Source organism: Leptolyngbya sp. NK1-12 (genome assembly GCF_032598965.1).
In the GTDB taxonomy this organism is placed as follows: Bacteria; Cyanobacteriota; Cyanobacteriia; order Elainellales; family Elainellaceae; genus Elainella.
In genome coordinates this window covers 3257954-3274544 of sequence record NZ_CP053586.1, presented here as the reverse complement: position 1 = coordinate 3274544, position 16591 = coordinate 3257954, and the positions used below count along the sequence as shown (strand labels likewise).

12 protein-coding genes are annotated in these 16591 nt (G+C 48.1%); 8 read left to right on the top strand and 4 right to left on the bottom strand.

Annotated elements, in window-relative coordinates:
• The first annotated feature begins 38 nt into the window (after nt 1–38).
• Complete coding sequence (locus HJG54_RS13755; RefSeq protein WP_316435569.1) at nt 39–644, top strand: fasciclin domain-containing protein; 606 nt, start codon at nt 39–41, stop codon at nt 642–644.
• Nucleotides 645–766: 122 nt separating this feature from the next.
• On the opposite strand, the gene tpiA is transcribed toward HJG54_RS13755, so the two are convergent.
• From tpiA to HJG54_RS13735, 4 genes are all read right to left on the bottom strand, one after another.
• The gene (gene tpiA / locus HJG54_RS13750) at nt 767–1498 is read right to left on the bottom strand and encodes a triose-phosphate isomerase (RefSeq protein ID WP_316435568.1); all 732 of its coding nucleotides are present in this window, start codon (nt 1496–1498) and stop codon (nt 767–769) included.
• Between the two features lie 121 nt (nt 1499–1619).
• On the bottom strand, nt 1620–2549 hold the full coding sequence (locus tag HJG54_RS13745) for a histone deacetylase (RefSeq protein WP_316435567.1): 930 nt from the start codon (nt 2547–2549) through the stop codon (nt 1620–1622).
• 213 nt (nt 2550–2762) lie between these two features.
• On the bottom strand, nt 2763–3344 hold the full coding sequence (locus HJG54_RS13740) for a TIGR00730 family Rossman fold protein (RefSeq protein ID WP_316435566.1): 582 nt from the start codon (nt 3342–3344) through the stop codon (nt 2763–2765).
• Nucleotides 3345–3527: 183 nt separating this feature from the next.
• Nucleotides 3528–3791: a hypothetical protein gene (locus tag HJG54_RS13735; protein ID WP_316435565.1), complete on the bottom strand. Its 264-nt coding sequence runs from the start codon at nt 3789–3791 to the stop codon at nt 3528–3530.
• A 791-nt stretch (nt 3792–4582) separates the two neighbouring features.
• On the opposite strand from HJG54_RS13735, the gene HJG54_RS13730 reads away from it, so the two are divergent.
• The 7 genes from HJG54_RS13730 (at nt 4583) to HJG54_RS13700 (ending at nt 16582) form a co-directional block, all read left to right on the top strand.
• The gene (locus tag HJG54_RS13730; protein WP_316435564.1) at nt 4583–6796 is read left to right on the top strand and encodes a GumC family protein; all 2214 of its coding nucleotides are present in this window, start codon (nt 4583–4585) and stop codon (nt 6794–6796) included.
• Between the two features lie 203 nt (nt 6797–6999).
• Nucleotides 7000–7971, top strand: a complete 972-nt coding sequence (locus tag HJG54_RS13725; protein ID WP_316435563.1) for a polysaccharide biosynthesis/export family protein — start codon at nt 7000–7002, stop codon at nt 7969–7971.
• Between the two features lie 460 nt (nt 7972–8431).
• Nucleotides 8432–9859, top strand: a complete 1428-nt coding sequence (locus tag HJG54_RS13720) for a sugar transferase (protein ID WP_316435562.1) — start codon at nt 8432–8434, stop codon at nt 9857–9859.
• A 1403-nt stretch (nt 9860–11262) separates the two neighbouring features.
• A complete protein-coding gene (locus HJG54_RS13715; RefSeq protein WP_316435561.1) occupies nt 11263–12522 on the top strand; it encodes a glycosyltransferase in 1260 nt (419 codons plus the stop codon).
• Between the two features lie 56 nt (nt 12523–12578).
• Nucleotides 12579–13748, top strand: a complete 1170-nt coding sequence (locus tag HJG54_RS13710; protein ID WP_316435560.1) for a glycosyltransferase family 4 protein — start codon at nt 12579–12581, stop codon at nt 13746–13748.
• Between the two features lie 59 nt (nt 13749–13807).
• On the top strand, nt 13808–15241 hold the full coding sequence (locus HJG54_RS13705) for a hypothetical protein (RefSeq protein ID WP_316435559.1): 1434 nt from the start codon (nt 13808–13810) through the stop codon (nt 15239–15241).
• Between the two features lie 21 nt (nt 15242–15262).
• Complete coding sequence (locus HJG54_RS13700) at nt 15263–16582, top strand: O-antigen ligase family protein (protein ID WP_316435557.1); 1320 nt, start codon at nt 15263–15265, stop codon at nt 16580–16582.
• The last annotated feature ends 9 nt before the right edge of the window (nt 16583–16591 follow it).

The window sequence follows — 16591 nt, the reverse complement described above, 5'->3', positions numbered from 1 at the left end:
CTTCTGTTGAGGATGTTTTGTAAAGGACCGATATAGCTATGCTTCAGCGCAATCGTGTTTTCAAAAAGTTTTTGTTGAGTGCCGCCGGATTGGGCGTTTTTGCGACGCTAGCGGCTTGCAACCAGCCCCAAACTACCTCTGAAGTTGCGCCTGCACCTGATACGACTCAAGCTCCGACCACAGAAGCCCCGACCACAACCCAAGCTCCACAAACGACCACAACCGATGGAACTGTGGCGGAAGTGATTAGCGACAACGATTCCTTCAGCATTTTGGAAGAAGCAATCGGCGAAGCTGGACTCGAAAGCACCCTGGCCCAAGCCGGTCCCTACACCATTTTTGCACCTACGGATGAGGCGTTTAGAGCGTTACCTCCAGAAACGCTGGAAGCCTTGCGCCAGCCGGAAAATCGTGACAAGCTTCAGCAAATTCTCTCTTACCACGTGGTTCCCAACTCGCTCACCTCGGCAGACATTACACCCGGTGAAGTTGAAACCGTTGCCGGTGCACCTGTAAACATCGCTACCGATGCTGGCCAAGTGACGGTTGGTGGCGCAACTGTGACCGAACCTGATATCCAAGCTAGCAATGGTGTGGTCCACGGTATCGACCAAGTGTTGCTGCCGCCCGATCTACAGCTATAGGATCCAGCAGCTATAGAATGCATGGATGCAGCACTTCCAACTAATTTCCAGCTAATTAAGTGGGGCAGAGGAAACTCTCTGCCCCGAAGTTTTTTGGCAAGTTTTTGAGCCGTAGGCCGGGCTTAAGCGCTCTGATAATTGGCAATTCGCAGAAAATCACCCGGCATCAGGCTGGCTCCACCGACCAGGGCACCGTCAATTTCGGGCTGAACCATAATTTCGTCAATGTTGCCAGGTTTCACCGAACCGCCGTACAAAATCGAGACATCCGGGTTTTTGAGCTGGCTGCGAATCAGGCCAATAATCCGGTTGGCTTCAGTAGCATCGCAGGTTTCGCCGGTGCCAATCGCCCAAATTGGTTCATAGGCAATCACAAGATTGTGTTGATCGACTCCTACCAAATCTTCGGTGAGCTGGTCAGTGATCACCGTTTCGGTTTCGCCTGTATCTCGCTGCTGCTTTGACTCTCCCACACAGAGGATCGGAATCAGACCATGTTTTTGTGCCGCCTTCAGCCGCAGATTGACCGTAGCATCGGTTTCGCCAAAATACTGCCGCCGCTCGCTGTGACCAATCACGACATAGCGTACATTTAACTCTGCCAGCATGGGGCCAGAAATCTCGCCGGTGTAGGCTCCTTCGGCTTCCCAGTGAACGTTTTGAGCGCCGAGGCGAACTCGTGTGCCATGCAGCGCTTTAGATAGCGTCTCTAATGCCGTGAAGGGCGCACAGATGACAATCTCCCGATCCTCTGGGATCTCATCGAGCTGATCGAGAAATTTTTGCAACATCTCCAGTGCTTCTGCACGGGTTTTGTACATTTTCCAGTTGCCAGCAATTATGACCTTACGCACGGGTGAATTCAATGGCTATCTCGTCTCAACAGTTCAAAAAGGTGCATCCTCTAGTCTAAAGCTTCGTGGTAGCAATGTCGCGTCGTTTTCGCTGACGGTCTACTGAATCAGCAAGGACAGATTAGAAATACTCTTTGCAAGCTTCGATTGTGCTGACAACCGATTCTGCTAGAGCCTTGTAATCGTAGCCGCCTTCTAAACCAAAGAGCACCTGAGGCATCAACTGCAAGCAATACTGGGTGAAAAGGCCGTAGTCGCTGGGATTGAGAGCGATGTGAGCCAGGGGATCGGCTTTGGCGGCATCGTATCCAGCGCTGACGATCAGCAAATTCGGACGAAAATCCCGCAAGTAAGGAATGATTTCCTGCTCGAACAACGGCTGGTAGTCTTTGAGGCTGCTGCCTGCCGCCATTGGAAAATTGCGTACATTATCAAACTTGCCGCGTTCTTGAGCTGTACCAGTGCCCGGATAGTGGGGAAATTCATGCAGCGAACAGTAGACAATCGCCGGATTGGTTTCGACGATGGCCTGAGTTCCATTCCCGTGGTGCACATCCCAATCGAGAATCGCCACTCGCTCTACCTGAGGCTGCCGCAGGGCGTACAGAGCCGCAATTGCCGCATTCGAGAAAATACAGAAGCCCATCCCGCGTTGAGCAAGGGCGTGATGACCGGGGGGACGAGTGAGCGCAAAAGCTGGCTGCTTCGCCTGCAACACCCGATCAACTCCATCGAGCCAAGCATTCACTGCTAACAAGGCCACCTCGTAGCTGCGAGGAGAAACAGCTGTATCCGGGTCAATATGACCACCTCCCTCATCGGCCAAGCGTTTGAGCGCCTCAACATACCGCTGCGGATGCACGGCATAGAGGGCATTGGCCAGCCGCTCATCCTCTAAACAGGCCGGAGTAGGAGTGCACCATTCGAGTTGGTCTGCCCAAGTGGTTGCCTGCAATGCAGTAGTCACGGCTGTTAGGCGACCTGCGTTTTCCGGATGATAGAAACCAGTATCGTGTTCCAAAAATTCGTCTGAGTAGAAAATAGGGAACATAGGGCAGGGAGAGGAAGGTTAGCTGCACCAATTGTAGCCATCGTTGTAGCAGTCATTGAATAAACTCACCCCGCCGCAAGCGGCGGGATATTTCGGTTCACATGACCAAATACGAACGCCTCAAGGATCGGGGAATCTAACCCCAAATAGATTGAATGGGGTTGAATGGGCAAGCTGAATGGCAAGCTGAATCGGTAACAACGCATCAAGCGCTTATGGCTTGATATCTTCAACCCACTTGGCTACATTTTGGGGCCGGTAGGCGGCAAACTGATCGAGCAGTTGTTCAGGTGTAGCAGCGGTCAACACAATCGAGCGGTGTTGGGGGCGAACAAACTCTTCACTCAGGGCGTGGTCGAATAGCCGGATCAGGTGATCGTAGTAGCCTTCCACGTTCAGCAAACCATGCGGTTTTTGATGTAAACCCAACTGGGTCCAGGTCAGCACCTCGCAGAATTCTTCTAGAGTACCGTAGCCACCGGGCAGAGCAATAAAGCCGTCGGCCAAGTCTGCCATCAGGGCTTTGCGTTCGTGCATGGAGTCAACCAGATGAAGCTGGGTCAGGCCGCTGTGGGCGATTTCTTTTTCAGCCAAAAATTTGGGGATGACGCCAATCACTTCACCGCCTGTGGCCATCACTGTATCGGCCACAAGCCCCATCAATCCCACCTGGCCACCCCCGTACACCAAACCAATACCCCGCTCAACTAAGGCAGTTCCCATTGCTTGGGCTGCATGTCTGTAGGCAGGCCGAATGCCGAAACTAGAGCCACAAAATACGCAAATATAGTTCACATCTCTTCTCTTACGCCAGTTCAGACCTACGATAGCGCATTTGTAACAGTCAAAGACTCAGAGCAAATAAAAACGATCGCCCTAGGAGCAGGACGATCGAACCAGGAACTGTGATGGAGGTTTGTATCTAGAACGGACTTTGCAGAAAACTAGTTACTCTTACATCTATTCAAATTATTCAAATTATTCAAATTGATGCTCACAAGGCCGTTCAAAAATTTCGTCAAGTGCTCTAATTGCAGCCATGACTTGTGCCATCAGCTCTGTATTGGAGCCATTGTGTTGAAAGAGCTGTCGAGTTTGTTCCAGCAAAGAGTCAGAACCCGTATCATCCCAAGAGTCAGCAGCTAGCGATATTGAGGAGAGGTTGAGCACAGGAGGTTGGGGGGATGATTCTGATGTTGAATCAACGGTTGACTCAACAAAGAGTTGGAGTTGCTGTGGCATAGGTCTAGTGGAAAGGGTTGGTACAAGTGAACTTAAAACAAATGTACTATGCTTTCGTTTAAAGTCAACCCCCTAGCTCAACTCCACACAGTCCTTAATATTTGGCAACACTTAATAACCTTGAGGCGGGGATAAGGCAGGGGTGAGGCGGGGCACCCGGCGACAAATCCTCATTCAGGCAACTGGTATTGATTGCTACTCTTCATTCTTCAGGTGCCAAAATTTTTGAGGAAAAGTTCATCAAAAATTTACATACTCTGGGGCTGATATCAAGGTTTATTAGAAATATTGCGGTCTCCCTTGATTAATGCCTTCATAAGCACTACGTATTAGCTATCGAAACCTCCGAGATTTCCCCGTATGATTTAAACTTGTTAACCTTAGACATCCTTGTTTATACTGAAGAGACTCAATTAATTCTTGATTTCTCACTATCGGTGAACAGGAGCCATGCAAAGGTTAACGCAGAAAGTTCATCGGGGGCGTTGACGAGAAGATTTGATTAGCGAGAGGACTGGAGCAACTGGGTCGTAGGTTAGCGTCATCAATTAGTTTCTTCGGTTCCTTGCTCCACGTGTGTTATTTCCCAGTGTGTTACTCCCAAGCGTATTACTCCAAAATGTGTGGCCTGTTGAATTCCCGCCGTTGAACTCCTGATTTAGACCTGAGGGCAGTAAAGGGCATAGGAAGGCTTGTGCAGAGTGGATTGAATCGTATGGCCCTTTTAGGTCTCCGATTCGGGTCGTCTACCTGGCATCAGTTCGGCAACAGCCTCATTTTGGCATTTCAATATGCATCCTAAGGATCATTTAGAAGAAGTAGATCTACAAAAGTATTGGTTGGTGCTGAAGCGGCGCTGGCTACCTGCAACAGGCGTTTTTGGCACTGTTGTCGCGCTATCTACTCTGGCGGCAGTCATGCAAAAGCCAACCTACACGGCAACCGCAAGCCTCTTGGTCAAAGCGGATCGCAGTTCCTCGTTGGTCGGCCTGACCAAAGTGGAGACGGGCGAGCTACAGGCCCTAACCACGGCTAACAGCCCAGTAGAAACCCAGGCCGAGATTGTACGCTCTGCTGCCATTGCCAGGACCACAATTGAGGCGCTTGACCTGCGGGATGATAACGGCAAGCGTTTGCAACCTCAAGACATTTCCAAACAACTCAAGGTTAAAAACATTCCTAGCACTGATGTGCTTCATTTGGCCTACACCGATAGCGATCCAGAACGAGCAGCTAAGGTTGTCAATCAGGTCATCAATGTCTATATCGAGAATAACGTTGCGGCGAATCGCGCTGAAGCGGCTGCAGCTCGGGAGTTTATCAGCCGCGAGATTCCCAGAGTCGAGGCGGCAGTTCGACAGGCGGAGCGAGCGCTAAGAGAATTTAAGGAAGCCAACCAAATTGTGGCGCTTGATACCGAAGCGACGGCTGCCGTAAATATCATTGCGTCCATTGACCAGCAGATTGCCGATACCGAAGCTGAGTTGGCCAAGATGGTGGCCCGGTCGAGCGCTTTGCGCAATCAGTTGGGGATGGACTCTCGACAGGCCGCGCTGCTGGCTTCCTTGAGCCAAACGCCCGGTGTGCAAGAGGTCTTAAGCCAGTACCAGAACGTTCAGAGCCAGTTGGCCATCGAGCAAGCCCGCTACCGCAGCAGCCATCCCACAGTCGCCAATTTACAACGTCAGGCTGACCAATTGCGTACCCTGCTTCAGGAACGGGTGCAGCAGGCAATTGGCATGCAAATTCCAATTTCTGAAGGCGGTTTGCAGTTGGGAACACTGCGGGAAACGCTCACGGCCAATCTGATCGATGCCGAAGTCGAACGGATTAGTTTACTGGGACAAACTCAGACGCTGCGCAACACGTTATCCGCCTATCGGCAGCGAGCAAGTACACTGCCCAAACTCGCTCAAACCCAGGGAGAGTTGGCGCGCCGGCTACAGGCTGCCCAGTCCACCTATGAAACGCTGCTGACTCGGCTGCAAGAAGTGCAAGTGGCCGAGAACCAGAACGTTGGCAATGCCCGCGTCATCTCTAGCGCCATCGTTCCTGAAGAACCCAGCGGCCTTAGTAAAAAAGTCTACCTGCTGGCGGGTGGGATTGTAGGCGCGTTGCTTGCCATCACTACGGCGTTTCTTCTCGACCTGTGCGACCGCTCGATCAAAACCGTACAGGAAGCTAAAGCCCTATTCGGCTATACGCTGCTGGGGCTAATTCCCGACTACACCAAGCTAGGAGCCAGCAGACGCAAATCTGCTGAACCTGCAACCCTGAGAATTTTTCCCCGTGATTTGCCCCGATCGCCGATCAGCGAAGCCTATCACATGCTGCAAGCCAATCTGAAGTTTCTCAGTTCAGATCAGGAAATTCGCGTGGTGGTGGTGACAAGTGCAGTTGCTAAAGAAGGAAAATCTACAATCGCAGCTAATTTAGCTGCCGCTGCTGCTCAAGTTGGCCGACGAGTTTTGCTGATCGATGCCGATCTACGCTACCCACAACAGCACCATATCTGGGATTTGCTCAACACGGGTGGCCTGAGTAATGTGATTGTGGGCCAGCAAGAGCTGAGTACAGCAATTCAGCCAGCGATGCCAGGGTTAGATGTCCTGCCTGCAGGCGTGGTGCCTCCCAATCCAGTTGCATTGCTAGATTCTAAACGCATGGCTGGGTTGATCAAGACCTTTGCCCATACCTATGATTTAGTAATTCTCGATACACCACCTTTGGTTGAGGTGGCTGATGCGGCCATTCTAGGCAGGATGTCAGACGGGATTTTACTAGTCGTTCGACCTGGTGTCGCCGATTCCACGAGCGCAACGGCAGCTAAAGAATTTCTGACTCAGTCCAATCAACCTGTGCTCGGCTTGGTTGCTAATGGTGTTCCTCTGGATCAAGAGCGGGATGGCTACTTCTATCATCGCCGCGAACAGCTCGATGTGGAATTGGAGCCAAACTCACGCTTAGTTCCCTTAGCGTCTCATCAAGAAAATGCACGTAATTGACTGCTTTCAGCAACTTTCGGTGAATCCCTGACCAATTTTCTGATAAGCATTGTCTAATGTGTAGTGTCCGCTTTTGTGGATTTTGAAATATCCTTAAAATTCATTAAGTCATGGCATCATTTGTTATCTCAAATTTAAAGATGTATAATTGCCTGCGAATTGCATTGATATACTGCAGTATTATCCAAATCTCTATTGGCAGTTTGCTGCAATCTACACCTGCCCTGGCTCAATCAGCCGCTGAAGCATCCCTTAGCCTAGAAAGTGCAGCACAGCATGGGTATGTGTTGGGAGAAGGCGATCAGGTGCAGATTACCGTTTTCGGCTATGAAGAATACACGGGAACTCAAGTCATTCTCCCAGATGGCACGATCTCATTGCCAGTGGTAGGAACGGTACGAGCTGCTGGTTTAACATCAGCTCAATTTGCTCAAACCTTACAGCAGAAATTGCAACCCTTCCTAATCGATCCAGTCGTTACTGTCAGCCTAACCGAGCTGCGCCCGGTTCGTGTCAATGTAGCAGGAGCCGTTCAGCGACCTGGGCCAATTAGCTTCTACAACCAGACAAACGAAACCGAAAAATCTCCAGAGATGCCGGTCATCGCAGCCGCTTTGATCAAGGCTGGGGGTGTGAGTCAGGATGCTGATATGCGGCAGATTACGCTGCGACGCACGTTAACAAACGGTGAAGTATACGAAACGACAGTTAATCTTTGGGATGCCATCGCTAACGGCAGTGTTTTAGAAAACTTTGCTTTGCAGGATGGTGATTCGATCTTTGTACCCCGATTGGCCAACGCCGATACAATTGACCGTCGCTTGCTGGCCCGTTCCCAATTTGCTCCAGAGACCGTGCGGGTACGGGTGGTGGGCGAAGTCAAGCAACCCGGAGAAGTAGAGGTGCCACCCGATAGCTCGATATCTAGCGCAGTTGCAATTGCCGGTGGTCCTACTGTAGATGCCCGATTGAGTCAAGTTGTACATGTACGGATGAATGAATCAGGAGAAGTAGTCCGTCAAGTGATAGATTTAAGAAACTTAACCGATACTTATCAAATTCAAGCGGGAGATGTGGTGATTGTGCCTAAAAAAGATATTGCTTCAGTCCTCGATTTCGCTACTCGTCTACTAAATCCCCTTACTCTGTTGCTGGGAATTCCTGGACGCTTCTAGAATTTGCTCTAAAGCTTGCCAAAAAATCGTCCAAAATTTTTCTCAAATCTGCCTAAGCCTGAATTCTAGTGGCGATCGTAATTGCGCCCAACTAATTTATTGCGATCTACATAAACAGTAACCATTATAAGTAATTCAACTTAATTAAACTCAAAATCAGGGTGTTGTCGTCCTTCGGGCGGCGACAACACCCCCCTTTGGGTTTCATGTTTAATTATGTTGTTCTACTTATTTAAAAATAAGTTCAATCTAAGCTTTACTTTGAGATAGATTTCTGTATACTAAATACTGTTCTCGCTTTCCCTGTTGTATCTACTGAAACTATGAGGCTCAGCATAGTTGTGAAGCTGGAAACTAATTGAGCGGAAACTGATTGAGCCAGAGTAAATAACTGCACTAGAGCAGGCGACCTATCAAATCCCAACTAGCTATACATGAACTAGGGGTAGGAGAGAGAACTGTGACTTCTGATTCTTTGCCGGCATTCAAACCAGATTTGCGTTCACCAAAATTCACACGTTTGCGGCGGGGCGTTGTGATTGCGACTATACGAACGCTGATTCTGATGGTACTTGATGCGCTGGCAATTGCTTCGGCTTGGCTCCTGTCGGTGGCCTACGGAACCTATCTGGTATCACCCTGGACTGAAAGAAACGGCCTACATTTTTTGCCTTTTATTGTGGCAGTCAGCATCACGGTGATTGCAGCCCGCGGCATGTATCGCCCTGGGGAAGATCGGCGTAACTATCTAGGGTTGATCAAGGCCACAACGATATCCGAAGTTTTGCTGCTGTTGGTAGCCTTTCTCTATGAGCCAGACGAATACATCTCCCGCTCCTCGTTTCTGCTTTCCTGGGTGCTGACGTCGCTGTTTATCTGCTTGGGACGGTTTGTCTTTGACCTCGGAACTGAATTAATTCGTCAACGCGGCATGATTTGCCATCCAGCCTTTTTGATTGCTGATGCCCAATCTCGCGAACGCAGTCTCCAGTTAATTCGGGAAGAAAAATGCTACAACATTCTAGGCGTCGCCGGAGCCAGCGCCTTGGACCGCGCCAATCGAGAAGCCACCTTTGAGACGCTGCGCAATTTGGGAATTGTAGAAGCCTTTGTCTCCTGGGATGCGATTAAAAACCGCCTGTTTTTGTGCTGGCATTTTCAGAGTGCGGGTATCACCTTGAGAATTTTGCCGACCGATGTCAACTCGTTCTTTCCAAAATCCGAGTTTTGGATTATCGGCGGTGTCCCTTCACTGACGGTGCAGTCCCCAGTTTTGGTCGGCGGCGACTATTGGGTGAAGCGTTGTTTTGATTTCTGCTGTGCGTTGATGGCCATTTTGCTGCTATTGCCGGTATATATTGCAATTGCGGTTTGGATTAAGCTGGATTCTCCTGGACCAATCTTTTTCCGGCAGACGCGCATCGGGCTGCATGGTCGCAAATTTAAGGTTTGGAAATTTCGCACGATGGTCGTCAATGCCGATCAGTTGCAGGTCATGTTGGAGTCTCAGAACGAGATGAAGGATGGAGTCCTATTCAAAATGAAAGCCGATCCGCGCGTCACCAAAGTTGGCCAGTTTCTGCGTCAGTACAGCCTAGACGAGTTGCCACAGTTGTTTAACGTGCTGCTGGGTGAGATGAGCTTGGTCGGACCGCGCCCCCTGCCGGTACGAGATGTAGAGCGGTTTAAGGAGCGCCATTACATCCGGCAAGAGGTGCTACCTGGAATTACGGGCCTGTGGCAAGTGTCCGGACGGGCTGACATCACAGACTTCGAAGAAGCAGTCAATTTAGACATCACCTACATTGCTAACTGGTCACTGTGGATGGATCTAAAAATTCTGCTGCAAACGGTGAAGGTAGTGCTGTGCAAAACTGGAGCCTATTAACTGATTGACTGACAGAACCCTAATCGCTGGCAACTCGAAGTCGCACCTACAAGGATAAAACCCGCTTTCAGGATTAATGATGTTGATCGACTTAGCGCTTGTTTGTAAACAAAGCTTGAGATCCCCCTAAATCCCCCTTTTTAAGGGGGACTTCAGAGATTTAACTCGGTTCCCTCCTTATTTAAGGAGGGTTAGGGAGGATCAGATGTGAAGTCGATTCTAGCCTCTTAAAATTCATTTACAAACAGTCTCTTAGCAGTTGCAATTTGATCATTTAACAAAACAATTGTCTGTTCTGCTGATTTCGCTCTTTCCAAAATCTCAAGGCTGTATTTTTGGCTCCTGATATCTCAGCAAATTCCACAGCTCATCGTTTAGGACGTTCGTACTATCAAACGAATTGAGAGCAGCAAAACTTGTACAACTTTGCATTTGCAATCATATTCATTGCATTATGCAGAGCAAAAAAGTAAGATTCATAGTTTTATTTCTATGTTTACTAAAGGAAAATCTAAAGCTCAATCATTAAAATCTTACTTTTCCAACAAAATTAACTAGTTATATTTGTCACTTACAGCGTTTTTCACTCATGTGAGGTATGGGGGCTTCGCCCCCACGCAGAGGGACTACCCCTGCACCCCGTTTTTCGTACTTCACTAGCCTGAAAAAGGCTGTAAGTGTTTTGAAATCATGTATTGAGATTCCCTCTTCTACAGAAATAAACTAACGGCTTGTCGTATTGCTTGGTAATTTTATCAACCTCTGTGTTTCAATCTTGTAGCGTTTCAATCTAAAATCCGATCTGCAAAAAGCAGACGAATAATTGCCTATTCTTTCTCAGCAAGTCTTCTAATTCTCATCTTGCAATCCATCTTCCTGCAGCAAGTATAAAATGCAACTAAATTTGAAAAAATCAGCATTTCCTGCTTTGGAGATGTTTGTAAAATGTGGGTTGCGGGAGAGATTATACCTGGAAGAGGTGAGGAATTGAGTAACTTTAAATCAAAAAATATCCAGATCGTACTATGGCTGATGGATACGTTTTATAAAACCATGAGATTTCGAGGTCAACCTACTTTTAAAACAATTCAAATCTAAAGCCTTGAGAAGTACGAAATCGACGTAAAATTACATAAAAGCGGCGTAAAATACTTACCGTCAATGGCGCATTTTTGTGCCGTTGTAAAGCGATTTAAGTTATGTTATAGTTTCTCGCAAATATTTAAGTTCCTGATAGTCACATTGGCTTATAGCTTGGTTGCAATTGCGGATTTTTTATCAGTTGCTGTGAAGAGGTGCAAGATCACAAACAAGATCACAAAGGCGATACTTACTTGCCTTTAATGTCATAGCAGTCCTAAATTGAGTTGTGAAATTCATTAAGGAGTCAGGAGTTAGGAAACGTGCTAGCTTCTAACTTCTATTTCCTAATTGTATGGGATTGCTTCATGCGTAAACCTGTCTTGACAATCTTCTATCAATTTGACCCTTGGCATTCCACAATTGGCGGAATTCAAACTATAATTGCTAATTTCCTTAAGTATGCACCGGACGAGTTTGAGCTACGGGTTGTTGGCACAGCAAGCCAACCTGATCAAGCTGTAGGTAAATGGCAGGAAGCAAATTTCGCGGATAGGGCAGTTTGGTTTATGCCTCTATTCAGATTGCAAAATGACAATGTGAGAAAAATCTTTCCAACGACTTTGAGGTATACGGCGGCTCTCCTAGGACATCGGTTGAGCTCCGATTTCATGCATTTTCATCGCCTCGAGCCAACACTAGCGGCTTTACCGTGGTCAGGCGATAAAACGCTGTTTGTTCACAACGACATTCGCAAGCAAATTCAGCACAGAGGTAATAGCAATGCAATGTTGTGGCAACGCTTTCCTAAAGCCTATTTTCTGCTTGAACGGCTTCTAATTGGTCAATTTGATCAAATTCTTTCCTGTAATGCTGAATCTGTGAAACTTTATCAGGAGCGTTATTCCGCTCTTCTAGGTCAGATTTCTCACATTCGTAATACTGTAGATACAGATACATTCTATCCACTGTCCACGGAGGAGCGCCAGCAGGCAAGGATCACCTTTGCACACGGTATGGGATTACCAGAAGATACAAAGTTTGTTCTGTTTGCAGGTCGTTTGCATCCACAGAAAGATCCAGTCTTGCTTGTGCGTGCTATTGCAGCTTTGGCTGATCCAGGCGTGCACTTACTAATTGCTGGAGATGGAGAGTTGGCCCCTACAGTACGTTCAGAAGTTGAACGAGCGGGTATATATAGCCATGTTACCTTGCTTGGACCGTTGGCTCAGGCTCAGCTAGCCAATTTACATCAAATTGTTCATGTTTTTGCGCTGACCAGCACCCATGAGGGAATGCCTTTGGTTGTTCTAGAATCCCTTGCCTGTGGTACACCTGTAGTCACAACTCGCTGTGGTGATACACCAAACCTGCTGACGGCTGATAGCGGCGGGATTTGCCAAGAGCGGACTGCCGTCGCTGTGGCTGACAAACTTCGGCAGGTGTTGCAGCATCCAGAGCATTATTCTGCGGAAGCTTGTGTCAGAGTGGCCCAACCTTTTAGTGCCCGTTCGGTAATTCGTGATGTGTATGATGATATGCTCCAGCGTTGGGACAAACGAATCTCACTATCAACTGCCTAAAGGATTCGATTCATTCTGACTGAATGGTTTGCATCTACCTGTAAAGAACAAATTTCATGAAAATTGCCGTCATTGGTTCCAAGGGCTTGCCGCCCAGACAAGGTGGAATTGAGCACTATTGTGCTGAAGTTTATCCAAGGATGGTTGCTCAAGGGCATCAAGTAGATTTGTTCGCCCGTTCTTCTTGGATTCATCTACCTTGGTATCAATCTTGTCGATTCCACGGTGTACAGGTAATTTCCTTACCTTGTCCTGGTAAACGAGGACTAGATGGATTGATCAGTTCGAGCTTGGGAGCAATAGCCTGTTTAGGCAAGCGTTATGACATCATTCATTTCCATGCGTTGGGTCCCTCGCTCTTCTGCTGGCTACCGAGAATGGCTGCGTCTGCTAAAGTAGTTGTCTCCTGTCATGGATTAGATTGGCAGCGTGAGAAATGGGGAAATTGCTCTAGTTGCTTAATTTGGCTAGGTGAACAAGTCGCTATCCGCTGCTCGGATCAAATCATTGTAGTTTCTGAAGCTCTGGTCGATTACTTTCAGGATACTTACGCTGTAGAGGCCATCAATATTCCCAACGGTCCTGCTAGTTATTGGCAGTCCGATCCAACCTTTTCGTTTGTAAAATTGCTTGGATTAGAACCGCAAAAATATTTACTGTTTTTAGGGCGATTAGTGCCTGAAAAATGCCCAGATTTACTCATTCAAGCATTTCAAAGATTGACATCAACCGGATGGAAACTGGCTATTGTTGGAGGGCAAAGTGATGCACCCGCTTATCAAATGAATCTATTCAAGCTAGCTGCTGCTAATCCCAACATTATATTTGCTGGGGAACTCAAGGAACGTTACTTGGCTGAGATTGTGCGTGGAGCAGGGTTATTTATTTTACCTTCTAACCTAGAAGGTTTACCATTGGCGATGTTAGAAGCTATGCAGGAAGGCATTCCAGTGGTGGCTAGTGATATTCCTCCCCATCGCCAGTTGATTGGAATGAACCGAGGACGGCTATTTCATGCTGGCGATTTAGAGAGTTGCATTCAGATGATTGATTGGGCAATACAGCACTCAAAAGAAATGAAAAAAATGGCTCAAAAAGCACAGGAGCATGTGCAAACCTGGTATGGTTGGGATGGAATTACGGCTGCTACTTTGAGAACTTATGAATCGTTGCTTTGCCCCCCGCGCTCCAAAGTTAAACCAGCTACAGAATTAATTCAACGATAGAGGCTCAAACACGCATCTCAAGGATTTCCTGAAATAGTGCTTCATACCGATATACGCCCATGTTTGACTCTTCGACCGGATCCCAAATGCCGCACAATGCTATAGAGGCTATTCCAACTCCAGCTGTGTCCAACCGACTCAAGATTGCTAGAGGTGGGAAGTTTTATCTCGGTCTATGGTTGTTGGCCAACGCACTGCTATGGACAGGGTGCCTGCTGTACATCAAATACAAACCTGTCTCGTATACCAGTAAATGGGCCATCAATGTTCCTCTTTCTGCTGCCAGCACCAGTAATGTAACACTGCCGGGGATTGGGCAGGCTTCTTCTTGGTCTGATTCAGCCTACAAAGGGTTTTCTGACCCTAGGGAGAACTATCGGTTTCTGATTAGGAGTGACGACCTACTCAGGGTCGCGGCAGAGCAGATGGGAATGACGCTCGCCCAATTTGGTAAGCCGAAGGTGAGAATCTTGGATAATTCCACCATCATGCAGTTTGAAGTTAACGGCGCTACGCCCGAACTGGCCCAAAGAAAAGCAGAAACCCTGCAAAAAACGTTAGAGACAAGATTAGCTGCGCTGCGTCAACTAGAAGTGGCCCAACAGGACCAAAATTTGGAAATTGCCCTTGGCTCAGACGCTCAAAAGTTAGCAACTGCTCAGCAAGCGCTGACTGACTATAAAGCTCGTGCTGCGTTGCGATCATCTGATCAACTGCGAGACATTACCTCAAACCTAGAAGGGCTGCGTCGCGAAAGAGCACAGCTTGTGGCCCAGCTGCAACGCGATAACGCTCAGGTCAGACAGTTGGCTGCCAATCTCAATCTATCGTCTCAGCAGGCAGCCGATGCCTTGGCACTACAGTCTGATCAGCTATTTCAGCAATATTTAGCGAACTACAGTCAGGTGAGTGCAGAACTTACCTCAATGAGTGCCCGGTTCTTGCCTGCTAGCCCTTCTGTGGATGCTAAACAACGGGAAAAAGATGAAGTTCAGGCTGCGTTATTGACTCAAGCTCGAGCCGTTTTGGGCCGCCCAATCTCTCTCAGTGCCATTGAACGGCTAGTCTTAACTGGCGGAGGTTCTTCCAGTTCTGCTTCCCAACGGGCTGATTTGTTTCAGCAGTTGATCTCGCTACAGACTCAGCAGCAGGGAACTCAAGCTCAGGCCCAAGAACTCGATCAGCAAATTACTCAACTGGAAGCGCAGATAGCCCGCCTGTCTGCGCAGGAAGAAACCTTGAACAGTCTAGAACGCAATGTCAAAATTGCTGAAGCAACCTTCTCTGGTAACAAAACTCGACTCAGTTTGAATCGAACGGATACTTCTATCTCCTATCCTCCAACCACCCTTCTAACCCCTCCCAACTTGCCAGAAGATCCACGCATTCCACTCTCTTCGGTTGCTGCACTCCTGGGGGCAGCACTCGGCTCAGTGTTTTTGACTACAGGAATGGTTACCCTCTGGCGGCACAATCGGAATCCTGGTTCCTGACAACCCAATTCTCTCAACTAGATGGCTACTAGCGTTCTCGCCAACTCATCTTCCACCACCAGAGATAGGCCCCTTAGGCCCCAGAACTTGCCAGAATTTCTGATCTGGTATTACATTTTGGGGACTTATCTGATTTACCTCTGTGGTGCTCAATATCTCCTGGCTCCTTGCTTAGCAACGGGTCTCACAGCCTACTTATTGTTTAAGTATTGGACTCAAACCGAGGCTACACCAGAGAGCGAGAGGATTACTATTTCTTGGCCCACTTGGATGTGGATTCTGGCGATTCTGGTAATTGGGGTCGTAACACTGGCAGGACACATCTCTCTAGAGCTTGGTCCAGTTGACCTGATCCGGGCCTTGCTGTTGTGGTATATCACCTGGGGATTACTGGCGCTATTTGTGCTGGTGGGGCATTTGAATATTCGCCCTCAGCTCATTTACCGTGCTACCTCCATCCTTTGTCTACAGAGCCTGTTGGTAACTGCAATTGGCACAGCAGCTGATCTGCTGAATCTGCCCACCATTGGCTATGAATCTCCTCTGAATGTGATGATTAGAGTAGCTGGAGGCGCACCTGAGCAGTTTTATGTCAATCTATTTCACTCGATCTCGAATACGCGCCTAACGCTGTTTGGAGTCTGGCCAACCTTTACGGCTTTGCTTGGCAACATTTACTTCTTTTTTGCGTTGGAGGAATCCGATAAAAAGTGGCGCTGGGTTGGTTTGGTGGGTTCTATAGTCTTAATTTTAGGCTCGCGTTCCCGTCTCGCAACCCTTTGCTTGCCTGTAGTTTTGGTAACGGTTTGGATATTGACCAACTTCTTTCGCCCCTGGGTACAAATTGTGGCAGGATTTGTCTGTGGTTTGGTTGGCGTATTTGCAACCACGCTAGTGGATACATTGGTTCTGCTTAGAGCAGAGTTCGATAAAGTTCGCTCTGGCTCTTCTGAAGTGAGGGAAACTCTGTACCGGATTTCTCTGGAGCGATGGTGGAGTGAATCGCCAATTTGGGGCTTAACTCAGCGAGAAAAGGGACCTTTTTTGGTGTCACGACTGCCGTTAGGCTCACACCATACTTGGATCGGAGTGCTCTATTCTTACGGTTTAGTTGGTGCTAGCGTTTTGGCGGTTGCATTCCTTTGCAGTTTTATTGACCTGGTCATTAAAGCACAACGCTCTCGATTGGCTAAAACTGGATTGAGCGTTCTGTTAGTTTTGTTTGTTTGCTCATTTGCTGACAACATCGAATTTTTTGCTTACCTATTCTGGCCAGGGTTGGTTGTTATGGGGATTGCATTCAAGGAGAGGATAGTCGCGCGTCAACCAAAGGCAAGCTAGGAGATTCTC